The sequence below is a fragment of the Salinicola tamaricis genome (assembly GCF_003006155.1).
Lineage (GTDB): Bacteria > Pseudomonadota > Gammaproteobacteria > Pseudomonadales > Halomonadaceae > Salinicola > Salinicola tamaricis.
In genome coordinates this window covers 1,725,210-1,746,437 of sequence record NZ_CP023559.1, presented here as the reverse complement: position 1 = coordinate 1,746,437, position 21,228 = coordinate 1,725,210, and the positions used below count along the sequence as shown (strand labels likewise).

The window sequence follows — 21,228 nt, the reverse complement described above, 5'->3', positions numbered from 1 at the left end:
TTACACCGACGGCATTGCCTCGCCTTCTCTCGAACAATGACATCGATACCGTGCAGGTAACCGCATGCCCGCTTCCCGCTCGACTTCCGCCTCCCGCCCTGGCGCGATCAGTGGCCAACCCTGGCCAAACTGCTGCTCCCCAGCACGCTAGGCATCGTGATCTTCTTCGTGCCCGTCACCCTGGCTGGGCGCCACACGATCCTGCTTGATCACCTGGTTCACGCCGCTCGCGCCGCCTTGGGCGAGGCCAGCGGCTTCTACGCCCTGACCCTGATCGTCGCTGGTCGCTCTACCCGATCTACACCGGAAACTGGCGTCGCAGCCGCACCGATCTGGTCTTCACCCTGCTCAAGTGGCTCGGCGTACCGGTCGCACTGCTGGCGCTGAGCGGCGCCGGCCCGGCCTTCCTGCAACAGCCGGACATGCTGCCGTTTCTGTTCGACAAGCTGGTCATTCCGGTGGGGCTGATCGTGCCGATCGGGGCGGTCTTTCTGGCGCTCCTGATCGGCTATGGGCTGCTGGAGTTCATCGGCGTGCTAGTGCAGCCGGTGATGCGCCCGATCTGGCGCACGCCGGGGCGTTCGGCGATCGACGCCGTGGCCTCGTTCGTCGGCAGCTACTCGATCGGGCTGTTGATCACCAACCGGGTCTATCAGGCGGGCCAGTACTCGGCGCGCGAAGCGGCGATCATCGCTACCGGTTTCTCGACCGTCTCGGCGACCTTCATGATCATCGTCGCCAAGACGCTCGATCTGATGGCGATCTGGAATCTCTATTTCTGGCTGACACTGCTGATCACCTTCACGGTGACGGCGGTCACCGTGCGCCTGCCGCCACTGTCGCGACTGGACGATAACAAGCACGAAGCCGAGCCGGACATTGCCGCCGGCCGGCGCTGGGCGACCGCACTGAGAGAGGGCTGAGCGTGGCACGCGCGGCGCCGAGTCTGGCGCAGAGCGTATGGCTCAACCTGCGCGAGGGGCTGGTGATGGCGATCAGCATTCTGCCGTCGATCCTTTCGGTAGGGCTGATCGGCCTGCTGCTGGCCAAGTACACCCCGGTATTCGACTGGCTGGGCTGGATCTTCTATCCGGTGGTCGCACCCTGGGGGCTGAGCGAGGGGGTGGCGCTGGCACAAGCCTCGGCGGCGGGGCTGGCCGAGATGTTTCTGCCGCCACTATTGATGAGCGATGCCGAGTTCGTCGCACGCTTCAGCGCCGGCGTGGTGTCGGTCTCCGGGGTGCTGTTCTTCTCCGCATCGATCCCTTGCATCCTGTCCACGCGCATTCCACTCGACGTCGGGCGCATCGTAATCATCTGGTTTCTACGCGTGGCGCTGAGCCTGACCCTGGCGATCCCCACCGGCTACGCGATTCAGGTGCTGGGCGCCGCCTGAACAAACGCGCTCAGGCCGAGTGGCGATGCACCGACGAGCGCAGTTTGTAGCGCTCGCCGGGGTGGATCAGGCGGGCGTAGCTCACCAGGTGGTCGCCGGACCAGGTACGCCGGGTCAGGCTCAGACAAGGCCGCGCGGTATCGATGTCCAGGTGGCGTGCGGTCGTGGCGTCGACCAGCACCGCCTCGACCACATGCTCGACATCGCTGATCGGGCAGGCCGCAACCAGCACCTCGTTGGGGGTGTGACGAGCGAAGTCGGTATCCAGGTAGTCCGGCACCCAGCGCGGATTGACGAAGCGGCTCTCCAGTTGGATCGGAACATCATTCTCGCGGTGTACGATCAGGGTATGGAACACCCGCGCGCCCAAACGCACGCCGAGCCTGGATGCGACCTCGTCATCGGCGTCGAGAGCCTCGCTGGCGAGCACGTCGCAGGCGTAGGCATGCCCCCGAGCGCGCACTTCATCGGCGATGTTGTGTACCTCGATCAGCGAAGACTCCGCCTTGAGATCGGTAACGAACGTGCCGACCCCCGACTGACGCACCAGGAACCCCTGCTGCTGCACCAGGTCACGGATCGCCTTGTTGGCGGTCATGCGGCTGACGCCGAAGTCTCGCGCTAGTTGCTCCTCCGGCGGAATACGATGGTTCGCTGGCCAGGCGCCGCTCTGGATCTGCGCCTTGAGGTGCTGCTGAATCTCGATGTAACGCGGCTGCGCACGACCCATGACGTGGGGTTTTCTCCTGGCCAGTAGCAAAATCAGGCCCCCAGTGTACTGGTAATGTGCCGCGCCGCCAGCTACCTCGCCCCCGCGCGAATCGGCGGCCGCTTTCCGGCCCAGGGGCGGGCGCGTTCGAGCTGGGCGGCGAGCGAGAGCAGCAGGCTCTCCTCGCCGAAGCGCCCGGCGAAATGGGTACCCAACGGCAGCCCGGCCTCGGTCCAGTAGAGCGGCAATGACATCGCCGGCTGCCCGGTGGCGTTGAACAGCGCGGTGAAGGGGCAGTAGCCGTGGAAGGCGTCGATGATCTCGGCCAGCGAGAGCCGCTCGTCGAAGGCGTCGAGCTCGCCGATGCGCGGCGGCTGGCGGGCCAGGGTCGGCGACAGCAGCACGTCGAACTGCTGCATGAGCGCCGCCAACCGCCGGCCCAGCGCGTGCATATCGTTGATCGCGGCGATGTAACGGGTGGCATCCAGATGCCCGCGCTCGCGCAGCATCACCCGGGTGCGCGGCTCCAGCAGTTGCTCGTCGATGGGCGCGCCACGCATCTTGCCTAGGGTGTCCAGGGTCTCGCGGGTGCTGGGGCCGATGATGTCGAAGCAGCGGTGGTAGAACGTCTCCCAGTCGAGCGGCAGCGTGACCGATTCGACGCGATGCCCCAGCGACTCGCACAGCGCTGCGCTCTGGCGCGCGACGCTGGCGGCCTCCGGGGCCAGCGCCGGGCCTTCGATCAGCCCGATGCGCAGCGCTCCGGGGTCACGCTCGGTCGCCGCCAGATAGCTCATCGGTGTCGTCGGTGCCGCATAGGGCGCGCCGAGATCGGCGCCCGCAGTGGCGTCGAGCAGCGCCGCGCTGTCACGTACGCTGAGGGTAATGGCATGGGCGACGGCCAGGCCGCCCCAGCCCTCGCCAACCATCGGGCCCGCCGGCATCAGCCCGCGGCTCGGCTTGAATCCGAACACGCCGCAGCAGGAAGCAGGCACGCGTAGCGAACCGCCGCCGTCGTTGCCGTGGGCGAAGGGCACCACCCGAGCGGCCACCAGCGCCGCCGCCCCGCCGCTGGAACCGCCGGCGCTGCGCTCCGGGTCCCAGGGGTTACGGGTGGCGCCGTGGCGGCTCGACTCGGTGGTATAGGAGGTGCCGAATTCGGGTGAGGTGGTGGTCCCCAGCGGCACGCAGCCAGCTCGGCGCAGGCGCGCCACCAGCTCGTCGTCGAACGGCGCGGGTACTGCATCGAGGGCGCGTGAGCCCTGGGTCATCAGCGCGCCTTCGAGCGGTGCGAAGAGATCCTTGATCAACGTCGGCACGCCGGCAAACGGCTGCGTGACATCCACGGGCCGGCGGCTACATTCACGGGCGCTGTCGTAGCGCCGCTCGACCACCGCGTTGAGCTGCGGTTCGACGCTTTCGAGACGCTCGATGACTGCCTCCACCAGCTGTGTGCTCGATATCTCACCCATGCGCACACAGTAGCCGAGAGCCACCCCATCGTGGGTGTCCAGAAGACGATGAATGTCGGACATCATGGTCAGGTCTCCAGCTCAGAGAGGGGGTTGGCCGTGTCGGGAGGTAGCCAGACTCGCACGTCCACGCAGTGCAACACTGATCCAGCCCACGGCGTAGAGCACCGCGAGCGCGGCGAGCAGCAGAATGCCGCGCCGCAGATCGCCGCCGAGACTCGCTGCCAGCCCCACCACCAGCGGACTGACGAACTGGCCGATGTACAGACAACCGGTGAACAGGCCCATTCCCCGACCGCGGGTCCTGGGTGTCAGGGCGTTCATCACCGGCGCCATGGCGTTGGGCACCAGCATGCCGGCGCCGATCCCGTGGAGGGTCACTGCCAGCAGCACGCTCGTATAGTCGGGCGCCTCGACGAGTATCCATAGCCCAGCGGCGAGCAGCAGCAACAGCAGCCCATTGCAGCCGTGCAGCCCCAGTGCCCGCCGCGCCCAGGGCCACAGCAGCGCCCCCAGCAGCGAGGCGAGCAGCGCCCACCCGGCGCCCAATCCGATCAGGGTGCTCGATGTCACGCCCAGGCCGACCAGGATCACCGGCGTCTGGATGGTGACGACGAAGCACAGCACCATGCCCACGGCGATCAGGACGCAGCCGGCCAACAGCGCGACCCGGTCCACACGGTCCGTGCCGCGCGCCTGATCGAGCGCCTGCTGCTGCACCAGCGACGGCTCCCACAGGATGCGCAGCATGAACGGCACCAGCAGCAGCGGCAGCAGATAGAGATAGAAAGGGGTACGCCAGGAGGATTCGCCGAGTACACCGCCGGCGACGAAGAACAGGGCACCGACGAAGCCGATGGTCACCACCTGGCGATTGACGTAGCGCAGGCGCTGCTCGCCGTGCCAGTAGTCGGCGATCAGGGTCGAACAGCCGGTCATGACCATGGCCTCGGCCACGCCGAACGCCAGCCGCGCGGCGACCAGGCCCATCAGCGCCTCGAGCTGTGCCGGCAACGCGCCCAGGAGAGCGTAGAGCAGGGTCGCGACCACCAGCATCGGCTTGCGCCCGACACGATCCGCCAGCCAGCCGGCCACCGGTGCAAACAGCGCGATCGCCAGCGCCGGCCCAGTGATGGCGAGCGGCACCCAGAGGTCGGCATGCGGATGGGTGGGCGCGAATTCCGCCATCATCTTGGGCAGCACCGGCGCCACCATCACCGAACCGACGATGGTCAAACTGCTGCCCAAGAGCAACACCGCGCCTTCGCGCTTCCCAGCCTGGCGCATGATGCACCTCGATCATTGTGATTGTGATGGCGCTCAGCCTAGGCACAGGACGCGCGCAGGCGTTATCCCGAATCGGCAATATCGGCAATGCGGGCCGGCCCGGAGGATCGGCCCGGGTGCGAGGTAGTGTCAGCGTGAGGTAACGTCAGGCGCAAGGTACGTCAGACGCGAGGTACGTCAAGCGTGAAGCGGCATCAGCGGGCGTTGAGGTTGCGGAACATCTTGCTCAGGCACTGGTTGACGAAGACGATCTCCGTTTTCCCCAGGCCGTCGAACGCCTTCTCCACCACCCGCGCGGTGAGCTCCCTGGCCACCGCCAGCTTGGCTTCCCCCTCGGCTGTCAGCGCGACCTCGGTGACCCGGCCATCCTGTGGCGAGGGCGCGGTCTCGAGCAGCCCCGCTTCCTGCATCTTGTAGACGATCTTGGTCACCGTGGAGAGCTTGGCCACGACGTGGGTGGCGATGTCGGACATGCTCATGCGCCCCTGCTCGTGGAGGATGATCAGCACCCGCCACTTGGACGAACTCAACCCGTGGGGCTTGAGCAGCGCGTCCACTTCGGCGCTGTACTTCGCGTTCAGCCGCGCGACCCAGTAGAGCGGGAAATCCTGAGCGCGATACTCATCGGAGAGCGGAAAGAAGGAAGAAGCCAGCTCATCCTTGTCGACCATGCGAGGGCGCTCCAGGGCGATAAAATAGTTGAATAGTCTAGCATATCGCCTGTCCCACAAAAGCCACCCCAAGGCGCACAACCGCGACTCGTCGGCGCAGTCGCCCTGCGCATCCGGTACTCGGGTCAGGCCCGCTGGAGGGTTTCGGAGGGGTATTCGCCGAACAGCTCGTGATAGCTCGCCGAGAAGTGGCTGAGATGGCGGAAGCCCAGGTCGTGAGCCACATCGCTCACCGTCAGATCATCCGCTGTGGCACTCATCAGCCGGCGGCGCACGGCGTTGAGCCGAATGCTGCGCAAAAACGCCACCGGGCGCATGCCCACGACCCGCTGGAAACTGTTCTGCAGCGTGCGGCGGCTGACATGCAGGCGCTCGCACAGATCGAGCACGCTGGGGGGCCGTTCCGTGTCGGCCAGCATCAGCTCCTGGCTGCGCCGCACGATGTACGAACTCACCGCGAGTTCGTGACGCCGTCGCTCGCCGCTGGCCTGCAGCAGCAGATCGAGCAGCAGCGTCATCAGCGCCTCCTCGATATGCTTTTCGCGCAGGCCATCGGCGTCCACCCCGCGCCGACCGAGGCCGGCGACGTGACGGAAGATATCCAGCTTGATCGACTTCAACAGCCCCTGCGGCACTTCGAGCCCCGGTAGCCCCGCCATGCGCGCGAACTGGGCACTGCCCAGCTCGATCTCGGCCAGGCGACTGAAGCGTTCGATATCGACACTCAGCGACAGAAACGCCATGCCTTCCGGCGCGTGCAGCATGAACTCCTCGCCATCGCGCAGCAGCAAAATGCTATTGGCGCCGACCTTGCAGCCCTGGATGACCGGCATCTTGGCGGTGGAGAAAGAGACGCAGAAGCGCTGCCGCGGTGCCTGACCATACTGCACCACGCGTTTGTCGAGCACTTCGTGGAAGAGCTGGAAGCGCTCGCCCGAGACCAGCAGCAGTTCACTCCTGAGACGTCCGGCCCCGAGCTGGTCGTAGACCTGCTGCCAGCCGCTGATCGCCGCCGCATGCTGCTGGGAATCCTGGAAGGAACGCACCTCGTATCGCATACCTACCCCCTGAGCGCGCCGCGTTCGCGGCGCTGCCGAGGTCAAGCCCGTCGAGCGGGCACCGCCCGCGGCGCCCGTCTAGAAGAACGCGGCCAGTACCAGCTGCGCATAGACGTTGGTGCCGTTACCCCCGACCTGGCTGCCCCCTTCGGCGGCGCTCTTGTCGGGTGTGTAGAAGCCCACCAGAGGGCTGATGGCGATATGTTCGGTCGCCATCCAGCTCGCGTACAGGTCCAGCTCCCGGGCATCCAGATTACGCGTATCGCGGCGTTTCAGGGTAGTGAAGTCGAAAAACAGTGCCCCTAGGCTCAGACGCTGCGTCGGTTGCAAGCGCAGGCCGAGATGCTGGATAGCCGTGTTGCGCGCGAAGATACCGGCGTAGTTGGCCGCCACCTCGCCCTGGAACCAAGTGCCCAGTTCGGGACTGTTCTGGCCGGTGAACAGCGAGTCCCAATCTGCAGCGTAGCGGGTGTAGCGGTAGGTCAGGGTCGGTGTCCAGGCGAGTTCGGCAAAGGTGTAGCTGGCCTCGGCGTACCAGGCGCTTTGGCTGCCGCTGCGCTTGTACTGGCGCGCGTATTCGGCGGCAAAGGCGGCATTCTCGACCCCCAGATCGCTCTCTCCACGCAGGCTGTAGACGTTCATGCCATCGCGCTGGCGGGTGAACTCGTTGGCCCAGCGGTCGTTGACATCGAGACCGTGCACCGCGGTCAGACCGACGGTACCCGCCTCGCCGGTGTAGTCGAGGGTACCGGCGAGCAGCTCGGTATCGGCCTGGGCCCGGTTGTCCGACTCGAGCCAGGCGGCGGTGCCATGCAGGCCCTCCTCGCCTCCGATACGCGCCACTGCGGTGCGCGCGAAGGCGTGCCGCGGTGCCAGGTAGTAGGCGCCACCCCGGTCGAGGGCGCCCCCGGCCGGCCCCTTGCCGAGATTCAAGCCATCGTCGTTGATGATGAACCCCCGGCCGAGCTGGACCACCTGCCGACCGGCGGAGAGATCCAGCCCGTTCGTGCCGAGAAAGGGAAAGCGATCGCCCGAACGCCACCCCAGGTAGGCCTCTTCGAGCGAGGTACGCCGCTCCGAGCCCAGACTGTTGCCACCGGCATCGCCGTCGCCCCAGGTCGCGGAGCTGACCCAGTCGAGCGCACCGTAGAGCTCGCCGCTGTCGCCCAGGGTCCGATGGCCGCTGAAACCATACTTGATATAACCCTCGCGCCAGGTACTGCCGCCGTCGCGGCCGGCGTAGTTCTTGCGGCTATCCATCCAGCCGTGGACGGCCGTGACGTCCAGGTTCAACGCCCCCTTGGGGCTCGCCAGCAGCTCGTAGGCCTGGGCGCTACCGATCGGCGCCAGGGCCAGGCCCAGCGCGGCGCAGCCGCCGGCGAGCCGGCGCCTCTTGTGTACGGTCATGGTCTCTTCCTATCACTGTTGTTGTTATCACTGTTGTTGTTCGCTGCATCGCCGCCGCGGGGTGCCGGGAGCCCCCGCGGCGGCGCTCAGGCCTGGCGCGCCAGTGCCGTTTCCAGCGCCCGAACGATCAGACCGGCTTCGTCGGCGGTCAGCGTCAACGGCGGCGAGAGGATGATCTTGCTGCCCACCGGGCGTACCAGCACCCCCTCCTTGCGCGCCTCATCGGCGACGCGGGCCGCGTACCCCTCGGACGGGTCGAGCGGCTGCCGGGTGCGCTTGTCGGCCACCAGATCGAGGGCGATCATCAGCCCCTTGCCACGCACCTCGCCAAGGGTCGCGAAGCGTTCGCTCAGTGGCTTGAGTTGCTCGATCAGTTGCGCTCCCACCCGGGCGGCGTTATCCGGCAGCGCCTCGCGCTCGACGATGTCGAGTACCGCCAGGGCCGCGGCGCAGGCGGTGGGATGCCCGCTGTAGGTGTAGCCATGCATGATGACGTTGGCGAAACCGGGCGCGTGCTCGATGGTGTCGGCGACCCGCCGGTTGAATACCGTCGCGCCGAGCGGGATATAGCCCGCCGAGATGCCCTTGGCCAGACACAGGATGTCCGGCGCCACGCCCCAACCGCGGCTGCCCAGCAGACTGCCGGTGCGACCGAAGCCGGTGACCACCTCGTCGGCGATCAGCAGGATGTCATGGCGGTCGCACACCTCGCGCAGGCGCGGCCAGTAGTCCGCCGGGGGCACGATGACGCCGCCGGCACCCTGCACCGGTTCGGCGATGAAGGCGGCGATGGTGCCGGCACCGAGAAAGTCGATCTGCGCTTCGAGCTGGTGGATGCAGTGCGCTGTCAACGCCGCCGGGTCGCGACAGTCCCAGGGGTTGCGGTAGAGCCAGGGGGTATCGAGGTGATGACAACCCGCCAGCAGCTGGCCATGGTTGTAGTGATAGACACCGTTGCCGCCCACCGAGGTACCGCCCACGTGGACGCCGTGGTAGCCGTTGCGCAGCGACAAGAATCGGGTGCGCCCGGGCTGGCCAGCGGCGACCCAGTACTGGCGCGCCATCTTCAGCGCCGTCTCGACCGCGTCGGAGCCGCCGGAGTTGAATAACACCCGGGTCATCTGCTCCTGGTCGAACATCGCGGTCAGACGCTCGGCCAGATCGAACACTCGCGGGTGAGCGATGCCATCGAAGGTCTGGTAGTAGGCCAGCTCATCGAGCTGCGCCGCGATCGCCGCCTTGACCTCTGGGCGGTTGTGGCCGACGTTGACGTTCCACAGCCCGCCGACGCCGTCGAGCATGCGCTGGCCATCGATATCGGTGACATAGTTGCCGTCACCCCGGGCGATCACCAGCCGTCTGCCCTGATTGGCCGGCGCCGACGAGTTCATCGGGTGCCAGAACTTCTTCTCTGCCGTGCGATAGTGGTCATACATGGTCTCTCCCGCTGTCTGGGTGAAGTCGTCGACGCGCACCGCTCAGCTCGCCACCGGAGCCGGCAGCGACCGCGTGAAGCGCAGCTGCGGCGTGGTGAACTCGAGCAGTCCCTGCAAGCCGAACTCGACCCCGAAGCCGGACATCTTGCAGCCGCCGAAGGGGGTGTTGGGCTGAATCTGAGCATGACAGTTGACCCACGCCACACCGCTCTCCAGGCGATTGGCGATAGCCTGGGCATGGGCTTCGTCGCCCCCCCAAACCGAGCCGCCCAGCCCCATCGACGAGGCGTTGGCGCGGCGCAGGGCATCCTCGACGTCGGTATAGGCGATCAGCGGCAGCACCGGGCCGAACTGCTCCTCGTCCACCAGCCGCTGGCCGTCGTTGACGCCGATGACGATGGTCGGCGGATAGAAGAAGCCAGGACGGTCCAGGCGCGCGCCACCGCACAGCACCTCGGCCCCCTGGGTGCGGGCGTCGTCGACCAGCTCACATACCAGCCTGAGCTGGTCGGCGTTCTGCAGCGGGCCGAAGGTCACGCCCGCCTCCAGGCCATCGCCGACTACCTGGCGCCGCGCAATGTCGGCCAGCGCCTCGGCGAGTTCGCGATACTGGGATTCGTGCACGTAGAGCCGCTTCAGCGCCGCGCAGGTCTGCCCCATGTTGAGAAAGGCGGCCTGAAAGATCTCCTCGGCCACCGCCGCCACTGGCGTCTCCGGCAGCACGATGGCGGCGTCGTTGCCGCCCAGCTCCAGGGTCAGGCGCTTGAGATTGCCGGCCGCGGCCTGCATCACCCGCTGCCCGGTCGCGGTGGAGCCGGTGAAGACGATCTTGTCGATGCCCGGATGCGCGGTGATGGCACCGCCGAAGCCGTGCCCGCCGGTGACCCCGTTGATCACACCGCGGGGCACATGACGGGCGATGATCTCGACCAGCCGCAGGGTGCTCAGCGGGGTCAGACTGGAGGGCTTGCTGACCACGCAGTTGCCCGCCCGCAGCGCTGGCATCAGATGCCATACGGCGATCATGAAGGGCCAGTTCCACGGCGTGATCGAGGCCACCACCCCCACCGGACGATGGTGCAGCTCGATCTGCTGGGTCGGTGACCGTTCGATCGTCTCCACCGGAATCTGCTGGCTCGCCGCATAGCGCGTCCAGGCCACCCCGCCGCCGATCTCCGCGTGCGCCAGCGCCAGCGGCTTGCCCTGCTCGCGCACGATCAGCCGTGCCAGCTCGTCGGCCTCGCGCTCGATGTCGTCGGCGATGCGGCCGAGCGCCTCGCAGCGCTGCGCGTGGCTGTGGGCCTGCCAGGCGCCGAAGGCGGCACGGGCGGCGGCCACAGCGCGATCCAACTGGGCAAGAGAGCCCGCCGGGCACTCGGCGAAGGCGCTACCGCTGGCCGGATCGATCACCGCGAAGCGCCCCTCCTCCCCGGCCACCTGCTCGCCGTCGATCACGAGTCGATAGTCATGCATCACGATTCTCCTGGTGGTTGTCGTTGTCACGGGTGTCGCCGGCCTAGATGCGATGGAGGCCGAGCTGTGAAAAACGCTCCGGCTCGGCCCGACGCAGTCGCATCGCCATCCAGCCGCCGACGGTGAGAGCCACGACGATGAGCAGGCAGAGCGCGTAGGAGAGCAACTTGCTCGACCCGGTCAGCACGTCGAAATGGGCCACCGCGATGACCATCACGCCCAGCAGCAGCGCACATGCGAAAAGCGGCAGGGACGCCCGCGCCACACCCCCACACCGAGCTCGGGATGGCGCCGGAAGTAGCACGCCACCGCCAGCGAGGTGAGTGCCATCAGCAAGATCAGCGACAGCGCCGCCAGGCTCGAGAACCAGGCGAACAGCTCGAGGATCGGGTCACTGCCGAAAGCGGCGAAGATCAGCACCGCGGCACCGGCGATCAGCGTCTGGACCAGGGAGCCGACGTAGGGGCTCTGATGCCGCGGATGCGTGCGCCCCAGGGCCGCGGGCAGCAGGCCGTCACGCCCAATGGCATAGAAGTAGCGTGCCGCCGAGTTGTGAAACGCCAGCAGCCCGGCGTAGATGCTGACCAGAAACAGCACTCGCGCGATCTGGGTCAGGCCACTGCCGACATAGTGATCGGCCAGGCCGTAGATCAGCACCGTCGGGTCCTTGAGCTGGATGAGCGTCTCCACCACCCGGTCTGACCCCACGCCGACGATCATGGCCCAGATGGAAAAGGTGTAGAAAAAGCCGATCAGCAGGATCGAGGCGTAGGTCGCCAGGGGGATATCGCGCCGCGGGTTCTTCGCCTCCTCGCCATAGATGGTGGTCGCCTCGAAGCCGATGAAAGCCGCGAAACAGAACAGCAGCCCGATCGCCGGGGAGCCGCTCAACACGCTCTTGGCCTGGAACGAGGCAAAGTCCACGCCGTGCGCCCCGCCACTGGAGAGGATCGCGATATCCAGGATCAGGATGACGCAATACTCAGCCATGACGATGAAGCACAGCACCTTGGCGGAGAGATCGATCTTGCGATAGCCGAAGGCGGAGATACTCGCCATCGCCAGCAGCGAGCAGAGCCACCACGGCAGCGAGAGGCCGAAGAACGCCTCCAGAGTGCCGGCGGCGACGCCGCCGAACATACCATAGAGTCCGATCTGCAGGATGTTGTAGGCGAACAGGGCCAGCCCACCGACCGCACCGCCGAGGATGGGCCCCAGGCCCCGGGTCGAGAAGGCATAGAAGCCGCCGGCGTCGGTCACGTGCCGAGCCATGGTGGTGTAGCCCACCGAGAACACCAGGAGTATCGCGAGAACGATCAGAATGAGCGACGGCGTCCCGGCACCGTTGCCGAGCATGATGCCAATGGGGAAGCCGCCCGCCAGCACGCTGAAGGGACTCGCGGCGGAAACCACGAAAAAGATGATGAAACCGACGCCCAGGGCGCCACGCCTGAGCTCCGTCGTGGGGGAGGAAGTGACGTTCATGGTTGTGCCTTCGTCATTATGATTGTAGGAACACGCAACGCTTCGAGTGTCATGCTAGCCCCGCAGCGCGCCTCGACGTTATCCCAAATTGGAACCAATAATTTCTTTCAAAACAGAAGGTTATAAAAATTCAACAGCGTACCCCCGAGGCCTCACCTCGAGTCGCCTGAACGCGCTCGCGCTGTCGTCGGCCGGTGCCCCGGCACCGCTCAGCGGCGGGCGCTTCACCATCACGAAGTCGGCCGCCGCCTCCCACTCGGTATCGCCCTGGCTCACCGTCCGGTAGGCCACGATCAACGAGGCCTTGACCCCGAACACGCATCCGAGGCCAGGTAGTCGTCACCGGCCACGAAGAGATGGGTGACGATGCGTTCGTAGTCCGGGTGGGTGAGCAGGAAGTGCATATGGGCCGGGCGCCAGGGATGGCGCCCGAGAGTCGGGTCAGGTTGCCGACCGGGCCGTCGTCGGGGATCGGATAGGAGACCGGCTTGATGCCGACGAAGTCGTAGCGGCCATCGGGGCCGGTGACGAACACGCCGCGGTTGTTCCATGTCGGCTGCTGGCCGGGCTGCTGAACGTCATAGAAGCCGTCGCTGTTGTCCGACCAGACATCGATCCGCGCCCCGGCGATGGGCTGGCCCTCGAGATCGAGCACGCGCCCCGTGTAGCGGCACGACTCACCCTTGCCATCGAGCGAGATACAGCTGCCCATGGGCAGTTCCGGCGCCCCGTCCACATGGAAGGGGCCGAAGACAGTGTTTTCGGTGGCGCCCGCCGGACGGCGATGCGCGAGCGCATCCACCAGCATGGAGACGCCAAGGGTATCGGAGAGCAGGATGAACTCCTGGCGCTGGGCGTCGCACAGCTGGCCAGTGCGGGTCAGAAAGTCGATCGCGACCTCCCATTCCTGCTGGGTCAGCCCGACCTCCTTGACGAACCCGTGCAGGTGGCGAACCAGCGCCGCCATGACCTCGCGCAGCCGCGGGTCGGTCGCCTCGCCCATACGCGCATTGACCGCCTCGACGGAGTTGGCTTCGGTGAAGTAGTCGATCCGGGGCATGCTCACTCCTCCTTGTCGGCCCGGTGCCAGGGCCTCGATACGTCATCGCGCCTCTAGGCCGGGCCCTCGCCACGCCAGGCACGGCCCAACAGCTCGCGGATGGCGTCGCGCTCGATGGGGCGCGGATTCCAGTAGGGATTCATGACCGCCAGCTCGGCCGCGCGGTCCAGGTCGGACTCGCGCAGCCCCAGGGCCGCGAGGGTCAGCGGCGCGCCCAGGCCGGCGGCGAAGTCGTGCAGCCCGCCGCCCAGCTCGCCACCGAACAGACGTGCCGCCGGCGCCAGGACATCGGCCGCCGCCCGGGCGTTGTAGGCAGCGGTGTGCGGCAGCAGGACGGCGTGGGTCTCGGCGTGGGGCAGATCGAAGCTGCCACCCAGGGTGTGGCACAGCTTGTGGTGCAGCGACATGCCCACGCTGCCCAGCACGCTGCCGCACAGCCAGGCGCCGTAGAGCGCGTCGCTGCGCGCCTCCAGATCGTGTGGTCGAGCGACGATCGCCGGCAGCGCCCGCTTCAGGCTGTCGAGCCCCGCCACGGCCATCAGCCCGGTCAGCGGGTTGCGGTCGCGGGCATAGAGCCCCTCCACCGCGTGCGCCATGGCATTCAGACCGCTGGTCACGCTGATCGCCGGCGGCAGCTCGAGGGTGAGTTCGGCGTCATAGATCACTACCTCGGGCAGGATGCCGGGGCCCTTGAGCGTGGTCTTCACGCCGTTCTCGGTCTGCCCCAGGATCGGCGTGACCTCGGAGCCGGCGTAGGTGGTCGCCACCACGATCTGCGGGGCGTCGTTGCGGTGGGCGATCGCCTTGGCCAGGCCCACGGTGGAGCCGCCGCCCAGCGCCACGACACAATCGGCATCGACCTGCGCGAACGCCGCCATGGCGCGCTCGGTCACGGCTACCGGGGTGTGCATGGCGGCCTCGCTGAACACCCCCACGCTCAGCTCGCCGAGCCGGGCCTGGAGCGCAAGCGCCGCATCGCGACGGGTGGGCGTGGAGAGCACCAGCGCTCGGCGGCACGCCAAGCGGCGTATTTCGTCGGCGATCCGGGCCTGGCCGCCGGGCCCGAACAGGATGCGCGCCGGGTTGGCCGTGTACACGAAATCGTGCGCCATGACGCCTCCTCACTCCTTGAGCAGCACCGATTCACTGGGATAGTCCGTCGCCCAGCCTTCCTGCAGCGGTGCCACGAAGACGTTCTCGGTGCGCGTGCGGGTGATCTTCCACTGCCCGTCGGGCTCCTTGCGAAACGCATTGTTGAGCCGCGACGAGCGCAGCAGCGCCTTGCCGTTGGAGAAGATCCAGGGCTGGCAGTGGACCCACTGGCCTTCGGCGACGTCGCCGCGCACATGGATCTGCTCCGAGGTCAGATAGTGGACGTTGAGCAGCAGCTTGGGGTCCGCGTCCGGCTTCCAGAAGCCCTCGAAGTGCCGCCGGATCGCCGCTGCGCCCTCGGCGCGCCCGAACTGGTCGTCGTAGTACTCGCCGACGCCTTCCCAGACCGCATCCTCGGTATACAGCGCCATGATCCGATCGATGCGTTCGGCGTCGCTGGTCACCCCGTACTCGGGAATCGGGGTGTCGCAGAGGAACATGTAGCGCGCCTGCAGGCGGCGGATCTCGGCCTCGGCCTCCAGCGTCTCGATACGTGCCACCAGGGCGTTCACTTCAGCCTTCGTTACGTCCGACATGGTCGGTCTCCTTGTCTGGCTTATCTGGTTTGGCTTACTTGTCTTACTGGATTTGCGTGGCTTGCTTGCTCCTTGACCTCTCGCCCTGAGCGGTCACGAAGGGGCGCCGAGACGCTCGATCACGCGCCCCAGCCCCGACTTGAGGGCGTCGACTTCATCCGCTGCCAGGCTCTCGAACAGCCGCCGCTCGTAGTCGTCGGCCATCGCCAGCAGGCGCAGCGCCAGCGTCTGCCCGGTCTCGGTGAGATGGACGTTGCGGGCGCATCCACGCTCAAAAGCGCCCGTTCGCCGAGTATCGCGAGGGTGTCCTCGAACTCAGCAAGCGGTTGCGACACGCGCCGTGCCAGCACCTCTGCGCTCAGCGGCCCGCCGTCGGCGAGCAGCGTCAACACGCGCCACTCGTTGTCGTTGACGCCAAGGCTGGCGAGCCGTGGGTAGAAATCCCCCCGGTAGGCAGCCAGCGCCTGGCGCATCAGGTAGAGCAGGTGCCGGCCCAGCCGGCCACCCATCTCCGTCGGTTCGCCGACGTCGAGCATCAGCGGATGCGGCTCGGGCACGGCGTAGCGGCCGTTGTGGAAGACCAGGGCGCTGCCCTCGTTGCGGTAGGCGTAGCGCAGCACTTCGCCGACGATGATCAGGTGATCGCCGCCCTCGTAGACGTTCCAGGTCCGGCATTCGAAATGTGCCGCGGCCCCGGTCACCCGGGCGACGCCACCCAGGCCCGGGGCGGTGGCGATGCCGGCGAACTTGTCCTCGCCGCGCCGGGCGAAACGGTTGGAGATATCCACCTGCTCGTTACCGAGCACGTTGACCACGAAGTGTTCGGCATGGCGGTAGACATCGAGACTGTAGGCACCCTTGTCGATGCTCCACAGGATCAGCGGCGGATCCATCGACACCGAGTTGAAGCTGCTGGCGGTCACACCGTGGTCCTCTTCGCCATCGCGTGCGGTGACCACCGTCACCCCGGTGGCGAACTTGCCCAGCGCACTGCGGAAATCTCTCGTATCGAAACTCATCGGCGATGCTCCGTTGCGGTCGTCAGACGCTTGTCAGCGGCCCAGGCGCTCGGCGGTCTCGCCGCCGATGCCATAGTCGCTCTTGGGAATCTCGCTGATGATCACGCGCACGTTGGCCGGCGGCGCCTGGAGAGAGTCCGCCACGGCATCGGTCACCTGGCGGATCAGGGATTCCTTCTGATTCGGGGTGCGTCCCCGATCATGTAGACGTGAACGGTTGGCATTGTTGTGTTCCTTTTGTGGATTCAGAGGTCGAGAACGAGCCGCTTGCCTCGGGCCCGGGAACAGCAGACGCACATCTGGTCGCCATCCTCGCGCTCGTCGGCGGTGAGAAAGTGGTCGCGGTGATCGATCTCGCCATCGAGGACGTCGGTCACGCAGGTACCGCACACGCCCTCCTCGCACTTCACCTCGACCTCGACCCCGGCTCGCGCCAGCGCCTTGGCGATGGTGTCCTCGGCGCCCACGCTGACGGTGACACCGGAGCGTTCGGCGACCACCTCGAAGGCCTCGCCCGAGACGTCGACGTCGGCGGAGAAGAACTCCCGGTGAATGCGAGCATCATCGATACCGAAGGCACCGGCGCGGCCGATCACCCAGTCCATGAAGCCCTGCGGGCCGCACACATAGACGTTGACCCCGGCATCGGCCTCGGCCAGCACGGCATCCAGATCGAGCCGGGTCGCCGGGTCGTCGTCGGGTGATAGACCACGGCCTCGGCCAGACCGGCGGCCGCCAGCGCATCGCGGAAGGCGGTGACCTCCCGCGAGCGGGTGCAGTAGTGCAGCGTGAAGTCCTGCCCCAGCGCGCGCAGCCGCCGGGCCATGGCGATCATCGGTGTCACCCCGATGCCACCACCGAACAGCAGGCTCTGAGGCGCCGCCTCGTTCAACGGGAAGTGGTTCTTCGGCCCCTCGACCTCGAGGGTGCCGCCGGTTCGCACGATCCGGTGCAGGGTCTCGGAGCCGCCACGACTGTTGGGGTCACGCAACACGCCGATCTCGTAGAAGGCGGTCTCGGCCGGGTCCGAGCAGAGCGAGTACTGTCGCCACAGGTCGATGTCGGCGTCGCGGATGTGCACGTCCAGGTGGGCACCGGCGGTGAACGGCGGCAGCGGGGCGCCGTCGGCGGCGCACAGCCGCACTCTGGCGATGTTGCCAGGCTCGTCGATGCGTTCGTCGATGGTCAGCGTCAGGCGCGCTTGGGGAGTCTCCATTGGCATTACCTCATGTAGATCCCGCCGTTGACGTCCCAGCAGGCGCCATTGACGAAGGCCGCCTTGGGGCCAGCCAGCAGCACCACCACCAGCTCGCGACGAATTGAGGGTCCCCGAGCCGGCCCACCGGGATATTGGCGATGGCCTGCTCGAGGTTGTCGCCCAGCACCGAACGCACCATGGGCGTGTCCATCGGGCCGGGGGCGATGGCGTTGCAGGTGACGCCGAACGGCGCCAGGTCGCGGGCGAATATCTTGGTCAGGGTCAGGATGGCGCCCTTGGAAGCGGCGTAGTGGGCGCCGGTCGCGGTGCCGCCGTTCTGTCCCGCCAGCGAGGCGAGATTGACGATGCGCCCGTAGCCCCGGGCCTTGAAGTGGCGGCCGAAGATCTGGCTGCCGGCGAAGGTGCCGCCAGCGTTGGTGGCGAGCACGGCGTTGAAGTCCGCGGGGTCGATCTCCAGCACCCCCTGGACCGCCGTGCGGGCGGCGTTGTTGACCAGCACTTCCACCGAGCCCCAGCGCTCGAGGCACTTGTCGAGCACGGCCTGGAAGTCCTCGGGACGGGCCACGTCGAGGGTCGCGGTCACCGCGGTCTCGCCGGAGAGGTCCAGCTCGCTGGCCAGCGCCGCGGCCGGCTCGGGATCGATGTCGGAGATCACCACCCGGAAGCCGGCGCGGTGCAGGGCGCGCACCGTCTCGGCGCCGAAGCCGCGCGCGCCACCGGTGACCACGGCGGTGTGGATCTTGTCAGGAGCAGGTAGCGTCATCAGAACAGATAGCTGAACGAGTTCAGCATCCCATCGGAGTTGAGCAGGCGTGCCACCTTGTGGCGGATCTGGAAGCCGCCCGGGGTGACGATGAGGGTGTAGGTCAGGTCGGCGGCCCAGATGCGCTGGCGCCCGAACTTGTCCTCGATCAGGTGTTCGGCGCAGCGCACCCTGACGTCGTCGCCGTCGACGGACTCGATCACGAAGCGCGACAGCGTGCGCACGGTGCGTGCCGGCGGCGCCGAGGAGATAGAGAAGCCCTGCTGGAAGCGGGTGATGCGCTCGCGCCGCATGTGGGCGTCGTCGTGGCACAGGTTGAGGGCATCGTCGAAGTTCTGGGTATCACCGATCGGCAAGGTATAGAAGCCATCGTCGCGCCACAGGGCGAGCCACGCCTCGTAGTCGCGGCGGTGAGCATATCCGCCTCGGCCCAGATGAAGGCCTGGGCGTCCCACAGCAGGGCGTCGCGGCTATCGGTCGGGGTATTCATGGCTGCATCATCCTTTTCCACATGTCGTACGCCGCGCGCATGCCGGTCTCGGCACTGATATGCCCGCGCGGGCCTGCCTCGCCGGGTTGTTCGTCGTCGAGGCCGCGATTGATCAGGATGGGCAGCGCCGCGCCGCCCTGGACGCCACGCTGGATGCGCTCCCACACCTCGGCGTCGTCGGGCGAGCCGAAGCCCATGGGCCCCTGGAAGTGCTCGTGCAGCCGCAGTCGCGCGCGGTTGGCGGCGTCAGGACCGCCATCCATGCCGATGGCGATATGCCGGATGTCGGTGCGATCGACGCTCACCGGCGTCAGCACGCGGAAGAAGGCCAGCGAGAACGACACGTTGGGGAACAGGTTGAGGTTGAAGCCGGCGCCACCCACGGCGCGCACGATGCGCCGCACCTGGGGCTCGTCATGGCCTTCGTCGCGCAGCGCCTGGGCCAGGGTCTGGAAGCGTTCGGGGATCGGCGCGTCGAGGTTCTCCTCGAGATCCACAAGTTCGGGGATCATCACCATCACCGAGTGGCCGTTGCCGAGATCCTCGACGTAGCCCTTGCCCTGGTCGAGGAACGAGAAGACCGCCTCGGTCTCATCGTCCAGCGACTGCGCAGGAACGACTTGTGCACCACCGGGAAGTGATAGGCATCGGTGGTGTTTTCGAGCTGGATCTTCCAGTTCATCGGGACGCTGAACTGATGCTCGCCGAGCACCTTGACCGGATACCCCGCGCCCTGCTTCATGAACAGGTCGATCCAGTGGGTCACCGGCCCGAGAAAATCGAGCAGCGGCTCGGCCTGCTCGTCGAAGGTGGCGAAGATCATCCCGGCGTAGGCGTCGGTGCGCAGCTTGAGCAGGCCGTGCTGCGCCTTGTCGAAGTCATCGCCGTACTGCTCGGGATAGGGCAGCGCGCGCAGCGAGCCGTCCAGGGCGTAGCCCCAGCCGTGGTAGGGGCACTGGAACGAGGCGGTCTTGCCCTGTTTCACCTCGCACACCGTGGCCGCCCGGTGGCGACAGCGGTTGACCATGACGTGGATCTCGCCCTTGCGGTCGCGCACCACGATCACCGGGTCGCGCCCCACCTGAGACAGCTTGAACGAGCCCTTGTCGGGAATTTCGCTCGCGTGAGCGACCCACACCCAGGTCTTCTTGAAGATGCGTTCCATCTCGGCGTCGAACAGCGCCGAGTCGTCGTACATGGGGGTGCGGATGTGGTCCCTGAACACCAGTTCATCCGGTTCAGGGACGAGGTCGATCCGGTTGTCGATCGTCATGATGGCCTCGCGCCAGCTAGCGGTTATCGGGTCTTTCGCCAAACGTCTGTCGTGACACGTTCGTCTGGCAACGTCGGATACGGCGTCCGTCACTCGGGGACGACGAGTTCGCGGCCGATGCGCGCCTCGACACGGCAGTATTTCCAGAGCTTGTAGGTACCGTCCCCCACGGGGGTGGTACGGAAGAAGTTGCAGGCCTCGACGATCGCCTCGTAGGTCTCGACGTCGGCCATGATGTAGAAGGTCCAGGGCGCGGCGAGGGAGGGCCCGACCTGAATGCGGTCGTCGTCCATGATCCCCAGGATGGTGACGCCGGGCAGACCGTCGATGCCTTGCAGCAGGGTGCGGGTGGCTTCCCAGACCTGCTTGGCCTCGTCGGCGGTGGCGTTCATGAAGTTCTGATTGATGCCGCAGCAGAACAGTACGCGGTGCTTCATGTCGTGGTTCTCCGTCAGTGCGTAGGGGGCTCGATCAGCGAAGGGATGGCCCGGCTCACAGGTAGCCCGGCAGCGGGTCGTGGTCGAAGAAGATGGCGCCGGCGTTCTTGAAGGTGATCTCGCCCATGAAGGCGTGCTGGGTACACAGCATCGAGTCGCGCAGGATGCGCGACAGCGGATGCCCGTTGTCGGCACCGCTCATGCCGCTGAGCTGGTACACGCCACGGATCGCTTCGGCCACTCCCGGGTCAGATGGGTCGTCGACAGGCGCAGCAGATTGATCTGGTCGCGACTCGGCTCGCCGCCCGCCTCGACGGCGCGCGCCAGGCCACCTCGATGCTCTCGTAGAAGAAGGCGCGGGCAGCGCGCACCTGGGCCTCGGCCTTGGCCAGGCCGATCTGGGCGTATTCGCGTTCGCCCAGGTTGGGCGCGCCGGTGACCGACTTGCGGCCCCCGGCCGAGGCCCGCATCACGTCGAGCGCTTCACGCGCGCCAGGCCCAGGGTGGTCACTGCCAGCACCTGGGCGGCGAAAGCCAGCGCCGGGTAACGGAAGAAAGGGGCGTCGATGGTCGCCCGGGCGCCGCGCACGAAAGTCCACTCCTCGGCGACGTAGGCGTCATCCACCACCAGGTCGTGGCTGCCGGTGGCGACCATGCCGACCATGTCCCAGGTGGGGTCGATGCATACCTGGTCGGGCGGCAACACTGCCATGCGCGGTGCGGCGTCGGGCTCGTCGGGCTGGATGCCGACGCCGCACAGGGTCGCGCCCATGCAGCCGCTGGCGAACTTCCAGCGCCCCTTGATGCGATATCCGCGGTCGACACGCGTGGCTGGGTGCGGCGGAAAGATGCCACCGGCGAACACCACGTCCGGGGAGTCCGCCC

Annotated in this window: 27 protein-coding genes; 2 read left to right on the top strand and 25 right to left on the bottom strand. The window is 67.1% G+C overall.

All coding sequences use genetic code 11. The features are described 5' to 3' along the window. Window positions 1-422: 422 nt before the first annotated feature. Both CN538_RS22420 and CN538_RS22415 read left to right on the top strand, forming a co-directional pair. Complete coding sequence (locus CN538_RS22420) at window positions 423-923, top strand: YjiH family protein (protein WP_242495668.1); 501 nt, start codon at window positions 423-425, stop codon at window positions 921-923. A gap of 2 nt (window positions 924-925) precedes the next feature. After that, window positions 926-1,396, top strand: a complete 471-nt coding sequence (locus CN538_RS22415) for a hypothetical protein (protein WP_242495667.1) — start codon at window positions 926-928, stop codon at window positions 1,394-1,396. Between the two features lie 10 nt (window positions 1,397-1,406). On the opposite strand, the gene hutC is transcribed toward CN538_RS22415, so the two are convergent. The 25 genes from hutC to CN538_RS22385 form a co-directional block, all read right to left on the bottom strand. After that, the gene (hutC, locus tag CN538_RS08090) at window positions 1,407-2,126 is read right to left on the bottom strand and encodes a histidine utilization repressor (RefSeq protein ID WP_106419106.1); all 720 of its coding nucleotides are present in this window, start codon (window positions 2,124-2,126) and stop codon (window positions 1,407-1,409) included. A 71-nt stretch (window positions 2,127-2,197) separates the two neighbouring features. Continuing rightward, window positions 2,198-3,643, bottom strand: coding sequence for an amidase (locus CN538_RS08085; protein ID WP_242495666.1), 1,446 nt, complete (start codon window positions 3,641-3,643; stop codon window positions 2,198-2,200). A 15-nt stretch (window positions 3,644-3,658) separates the two neighbouring features. Then, entirely contained in the window at window positions 3,659-4,864 is a 1,206-nt protein-coding gene (locus CN538_RS08080; RefSeq protein ID WP_106419105.1) for an MFS transporter, read from the bottom strand. 194 nt (window positions 4,865-5,058) lie between these two features. Continuing rightward, window positions 5,059-5,535, bottom strand: a complete 477-nt coding sequence (locus CN538_RS08075) for a MarR family winged helix-turn-helix transcriptional regulator (RefSeq protein WP_106419104.1) — start codon at window positions 5,533-5,535, stop codon at window positions 5,059-5,061. 125 nt (window positions 5,536-5,660) lie between these two features. Further along, a complete protein-coding gene (locus CN538_RS08070) occupies window positions 5,661-6,593 on the bottom strand; it encodes a helix-turn-helix domain-containing protein (RefSeq protein WP_106419103.1) in 933 nt (310 codons plus the stop codon). A gap of 78 nt (window positions 6,594-6,671) precedes the next feature. Then, window positions 6,672-8,000 (bottom strand): hypothetical protein, encoded by a 1,329-nt coding sequence (locus CN538_RS08065; protein ID WP_106419102.1) that lies wholly within the window; start codon window positions 7,998-8,000, stop codon window positions 6,672-6,674. Window positions 8,001-8,086: 86 nt separating this feature from the next. Continuing rightward, the gene (locus tag CN538_RS08060; RefSeq protein WP_207233680.1) at window positions 8,087-9,475 is read right to left on the bottom strand and encodes an aminotransferase class III-fold pyridoxal phosphate-dependent enzyme; all 1,389 of its coding nucleotides are present in this window, start codon (window positions 9,473-9,475) and stop codon (window positions 8,087-8,089) included. 3 nt (window positions 9,476-9,478) lie between these two features. After that, window positions 9,479-10,909 carry an aldehyde dehydrogenase family protein gene (locus CN538_RS08055; protein ID WP_106419101.1) on the bottom strand — a complete coding sequence of 477 codons (1,431 nt, stop codon included), beginning with the start codon at window positions 10,907-10,909 and terminating at the stop codon, window positions 9,479-9,481. A 43-nt stretch (window positions 10,910-10,952) separates the two neighbouring features. Beyond that, a complete protein-coding gene (locus CN538_RS20930) occupies window positions 10,953-11,126 on the bottom strand; it encodes a hypothetical protein (protein ID WP_207233679.1) in 174 nt (57 codons plus the stop codon). Beyond that, entirely contained in the window at window positions 11,123-12,394 is a 1,272-nt protein-coding gene (locus CN538_RS08050; protein ID WP_207233678.1) for an APC family permease, read from the bottom strand. Before CN538_RS08050 ends, CN538_RS20930 begins: the two co-directional genes overlap by 4 nt. A 130-nt stretch (window positions 12,395-12,524) precedes the next feature. Continuing rightward, window positions 12,525-13,454, bottom strand: coding sequence for a dioxygenase (locus tag CN538_RS08045; protein ID WP_207233677.1), 930 nt, complete (start codon window positions 13,452-13,454; stop codon window positions 12,525-12,527). Between the two features lie 53 nt (window positions 13,455-13,507). Beyond that, on the bottom strand, window positions 13,508-14,566 hold the full coding sequence (locus CN538_RS08040; protein WP_106419100.1) for a maleylacetate reductase: 1,059 nt from the start codon (window positions 14,564-14,566) through the stop codon (window positions 13,508-13,510). A gap of 9 nt (window positions 14,567-14,575) precedes the next feature. After that, complete coding sequence (locus CN538_RS08035) at window positions 14,576-15,142, bottom strand: nuclear transport factor 2 family protein (RefSeq protein WP_106419099.1); 567 nt, start codon at window positions 15,140-15,142, stop codon at window positions 14,576-14,578. A 119-nt stretch (window positions 15,143-15,261) separates the two neighbouring features. Beyond that, a complete protein-coding gene (locus tag CN538_RS08030) occupies window positions 15,262-16,161 on the bottom strand; it encodes a flavin reductase family protein (protein WP_242495665.1) in 900 nt (299 codons plus the stop codon). A gap of 33 nt (window positions 16,162-16,194) precedes the next feature. Further along, window positions 16,195-16,305: a tautomerase family protein gene (locus CN538_RS22410; RefSeq protein ID WP_242495664.1), complete on the bottom strand. Its 111-nt coding sequence runs from the start codon at window positions 16,303-16,305 to the stop codon at window positions 16,195-16,197. Window positions 16,306-16,406: 101 nt separating this feature from the next. Continuing rightward, window positions 16,407-16,823 carry a 2Fe-2S iron-sulfur cluster-binding protein gene (locus CN538_RS22405; RefSeq protein WP_242495663.1) on the bottom strand — a complete coding sequence of 139 codons (417 nt, stop codon included), beginning with the start codon at window positions 16,821-16,823 and terminating at the stop codon, window positions 16,407-16,409. After that, entirely contained in the window at window positions 16,754-17,377 is a 624-nt protein-coding gene (locus CN538_RS22400) for a ferredoxin reductase (protein WP_242495662.1), read from the bottom strand. The genes CN538_RS22405 and CN538_RS22400 overlap by 70 nt, the downstream gene beginning before the upstream one ends. Window positions 17,378-17,387: 10 nt before the next feature. Next, window positions 17,388-18,143 carry an SDR family NAD(P)-dependent oxidoreductase gene (locus tag CN538_RS08015; RefSeq protein WP_242495661.1) on the bottom strand — a complete coding sequence of 252 codons (756 nt, stop codon included), beginning with the start codon at window positions 18,141-18,143 and terminating at the stop codon, window positions 17,388-17,390. Then, on the bottom strand, window positions 18,143-18,598 hold the full coding sequence (locus CN538_RS08010) for an aromatic-ring-hydroxylating dioxygenase subunit beta (protein ID WP_242495660.1): 456 nt from the start codon (window positions 18,596-18,598) through the stop codon (window positions 18,143-18,145). Before CN538_RS08010 ends, CN538_RS08015 begins: the two co-directional genes overlap by 1 nt. Before the next feature lie 31 nt (window positions 18,599-18,629). Continuing rightward, window positions 18,630-19,145, bottom strand: coding sequence for an SRPBCC family protein (locus CN538_RS24250; RefSeq protein WP_277985122.1), 516 nt, complete (start codon window positions 19,143-19,145; stop codon window positions 18,630-18,632). 5 nt (window positions 19,146-19,150) lie between these two features. Then, window positions 19,151-19,906 (bottom strand): aromatic ring-hydroxylating oxygenase subunit alpha, encoded by a 756-nt coding sequence (locus CN538_RS24245; protein WP_277985121.1) that lies wholly within the window; start codon window positions 19,904-19,906, stop codon window positions 19,151-19,153. A gap of 89 nt (window positions 19,907-19,995) precedes the next feature. Further along, window positions 19,996-20,343 carry an IacB protein gene (locus CN538_RS08000; RefSeq protein ID WP_106419098.1) on the bottom strand — a complete coding sequence of 116 codons (348 nt, stop codon included), beginning with the start codon at window positions 20,341-20,343 and terminating at the stop codon, window positions 19,996-19,998. A gap of 55 nt (window positions 20,344-20,398) precedes the next feature. Beyond that, a complete protein-coding gene (locus CN538_RS22395; protein ID WP_242495659.1) occupies window positions 20,399-20,563 on the bottom strand; it encodes an acyl-CoA dehydrogenase family protein in 165 nt (54 codons plus the stop codon). Between the two features lie 28 nt (window positions 20,564-20,591). Continuing rightward, on the bottom strand, window positions 20,592-20,813 hold the full coding sequence (locus CN538_RS22390) for a hypothetical protein (protein WP_242495771.1): 222 nt from the start codon (window positions 20,811-20,813) through the stop codon (window positions 20,592-20,594). Next, a complete protein-coding gene (locus CN538_RS22385) occupies window positions 20,813-21,211 on the bottom strand; it encodes an acyl-CoA dehydrogenase family protein (RefSeq protein WP_242495658.1) in 399 nt (132 codons plus the stop codon). The genes CN538_RS22390 and CN538_RS22385 overlap by 1 nt, the downstream gene beginning before the upstream one ends. Window positions 21,212-21,228 lie beyond the last annotated feature (17 nt).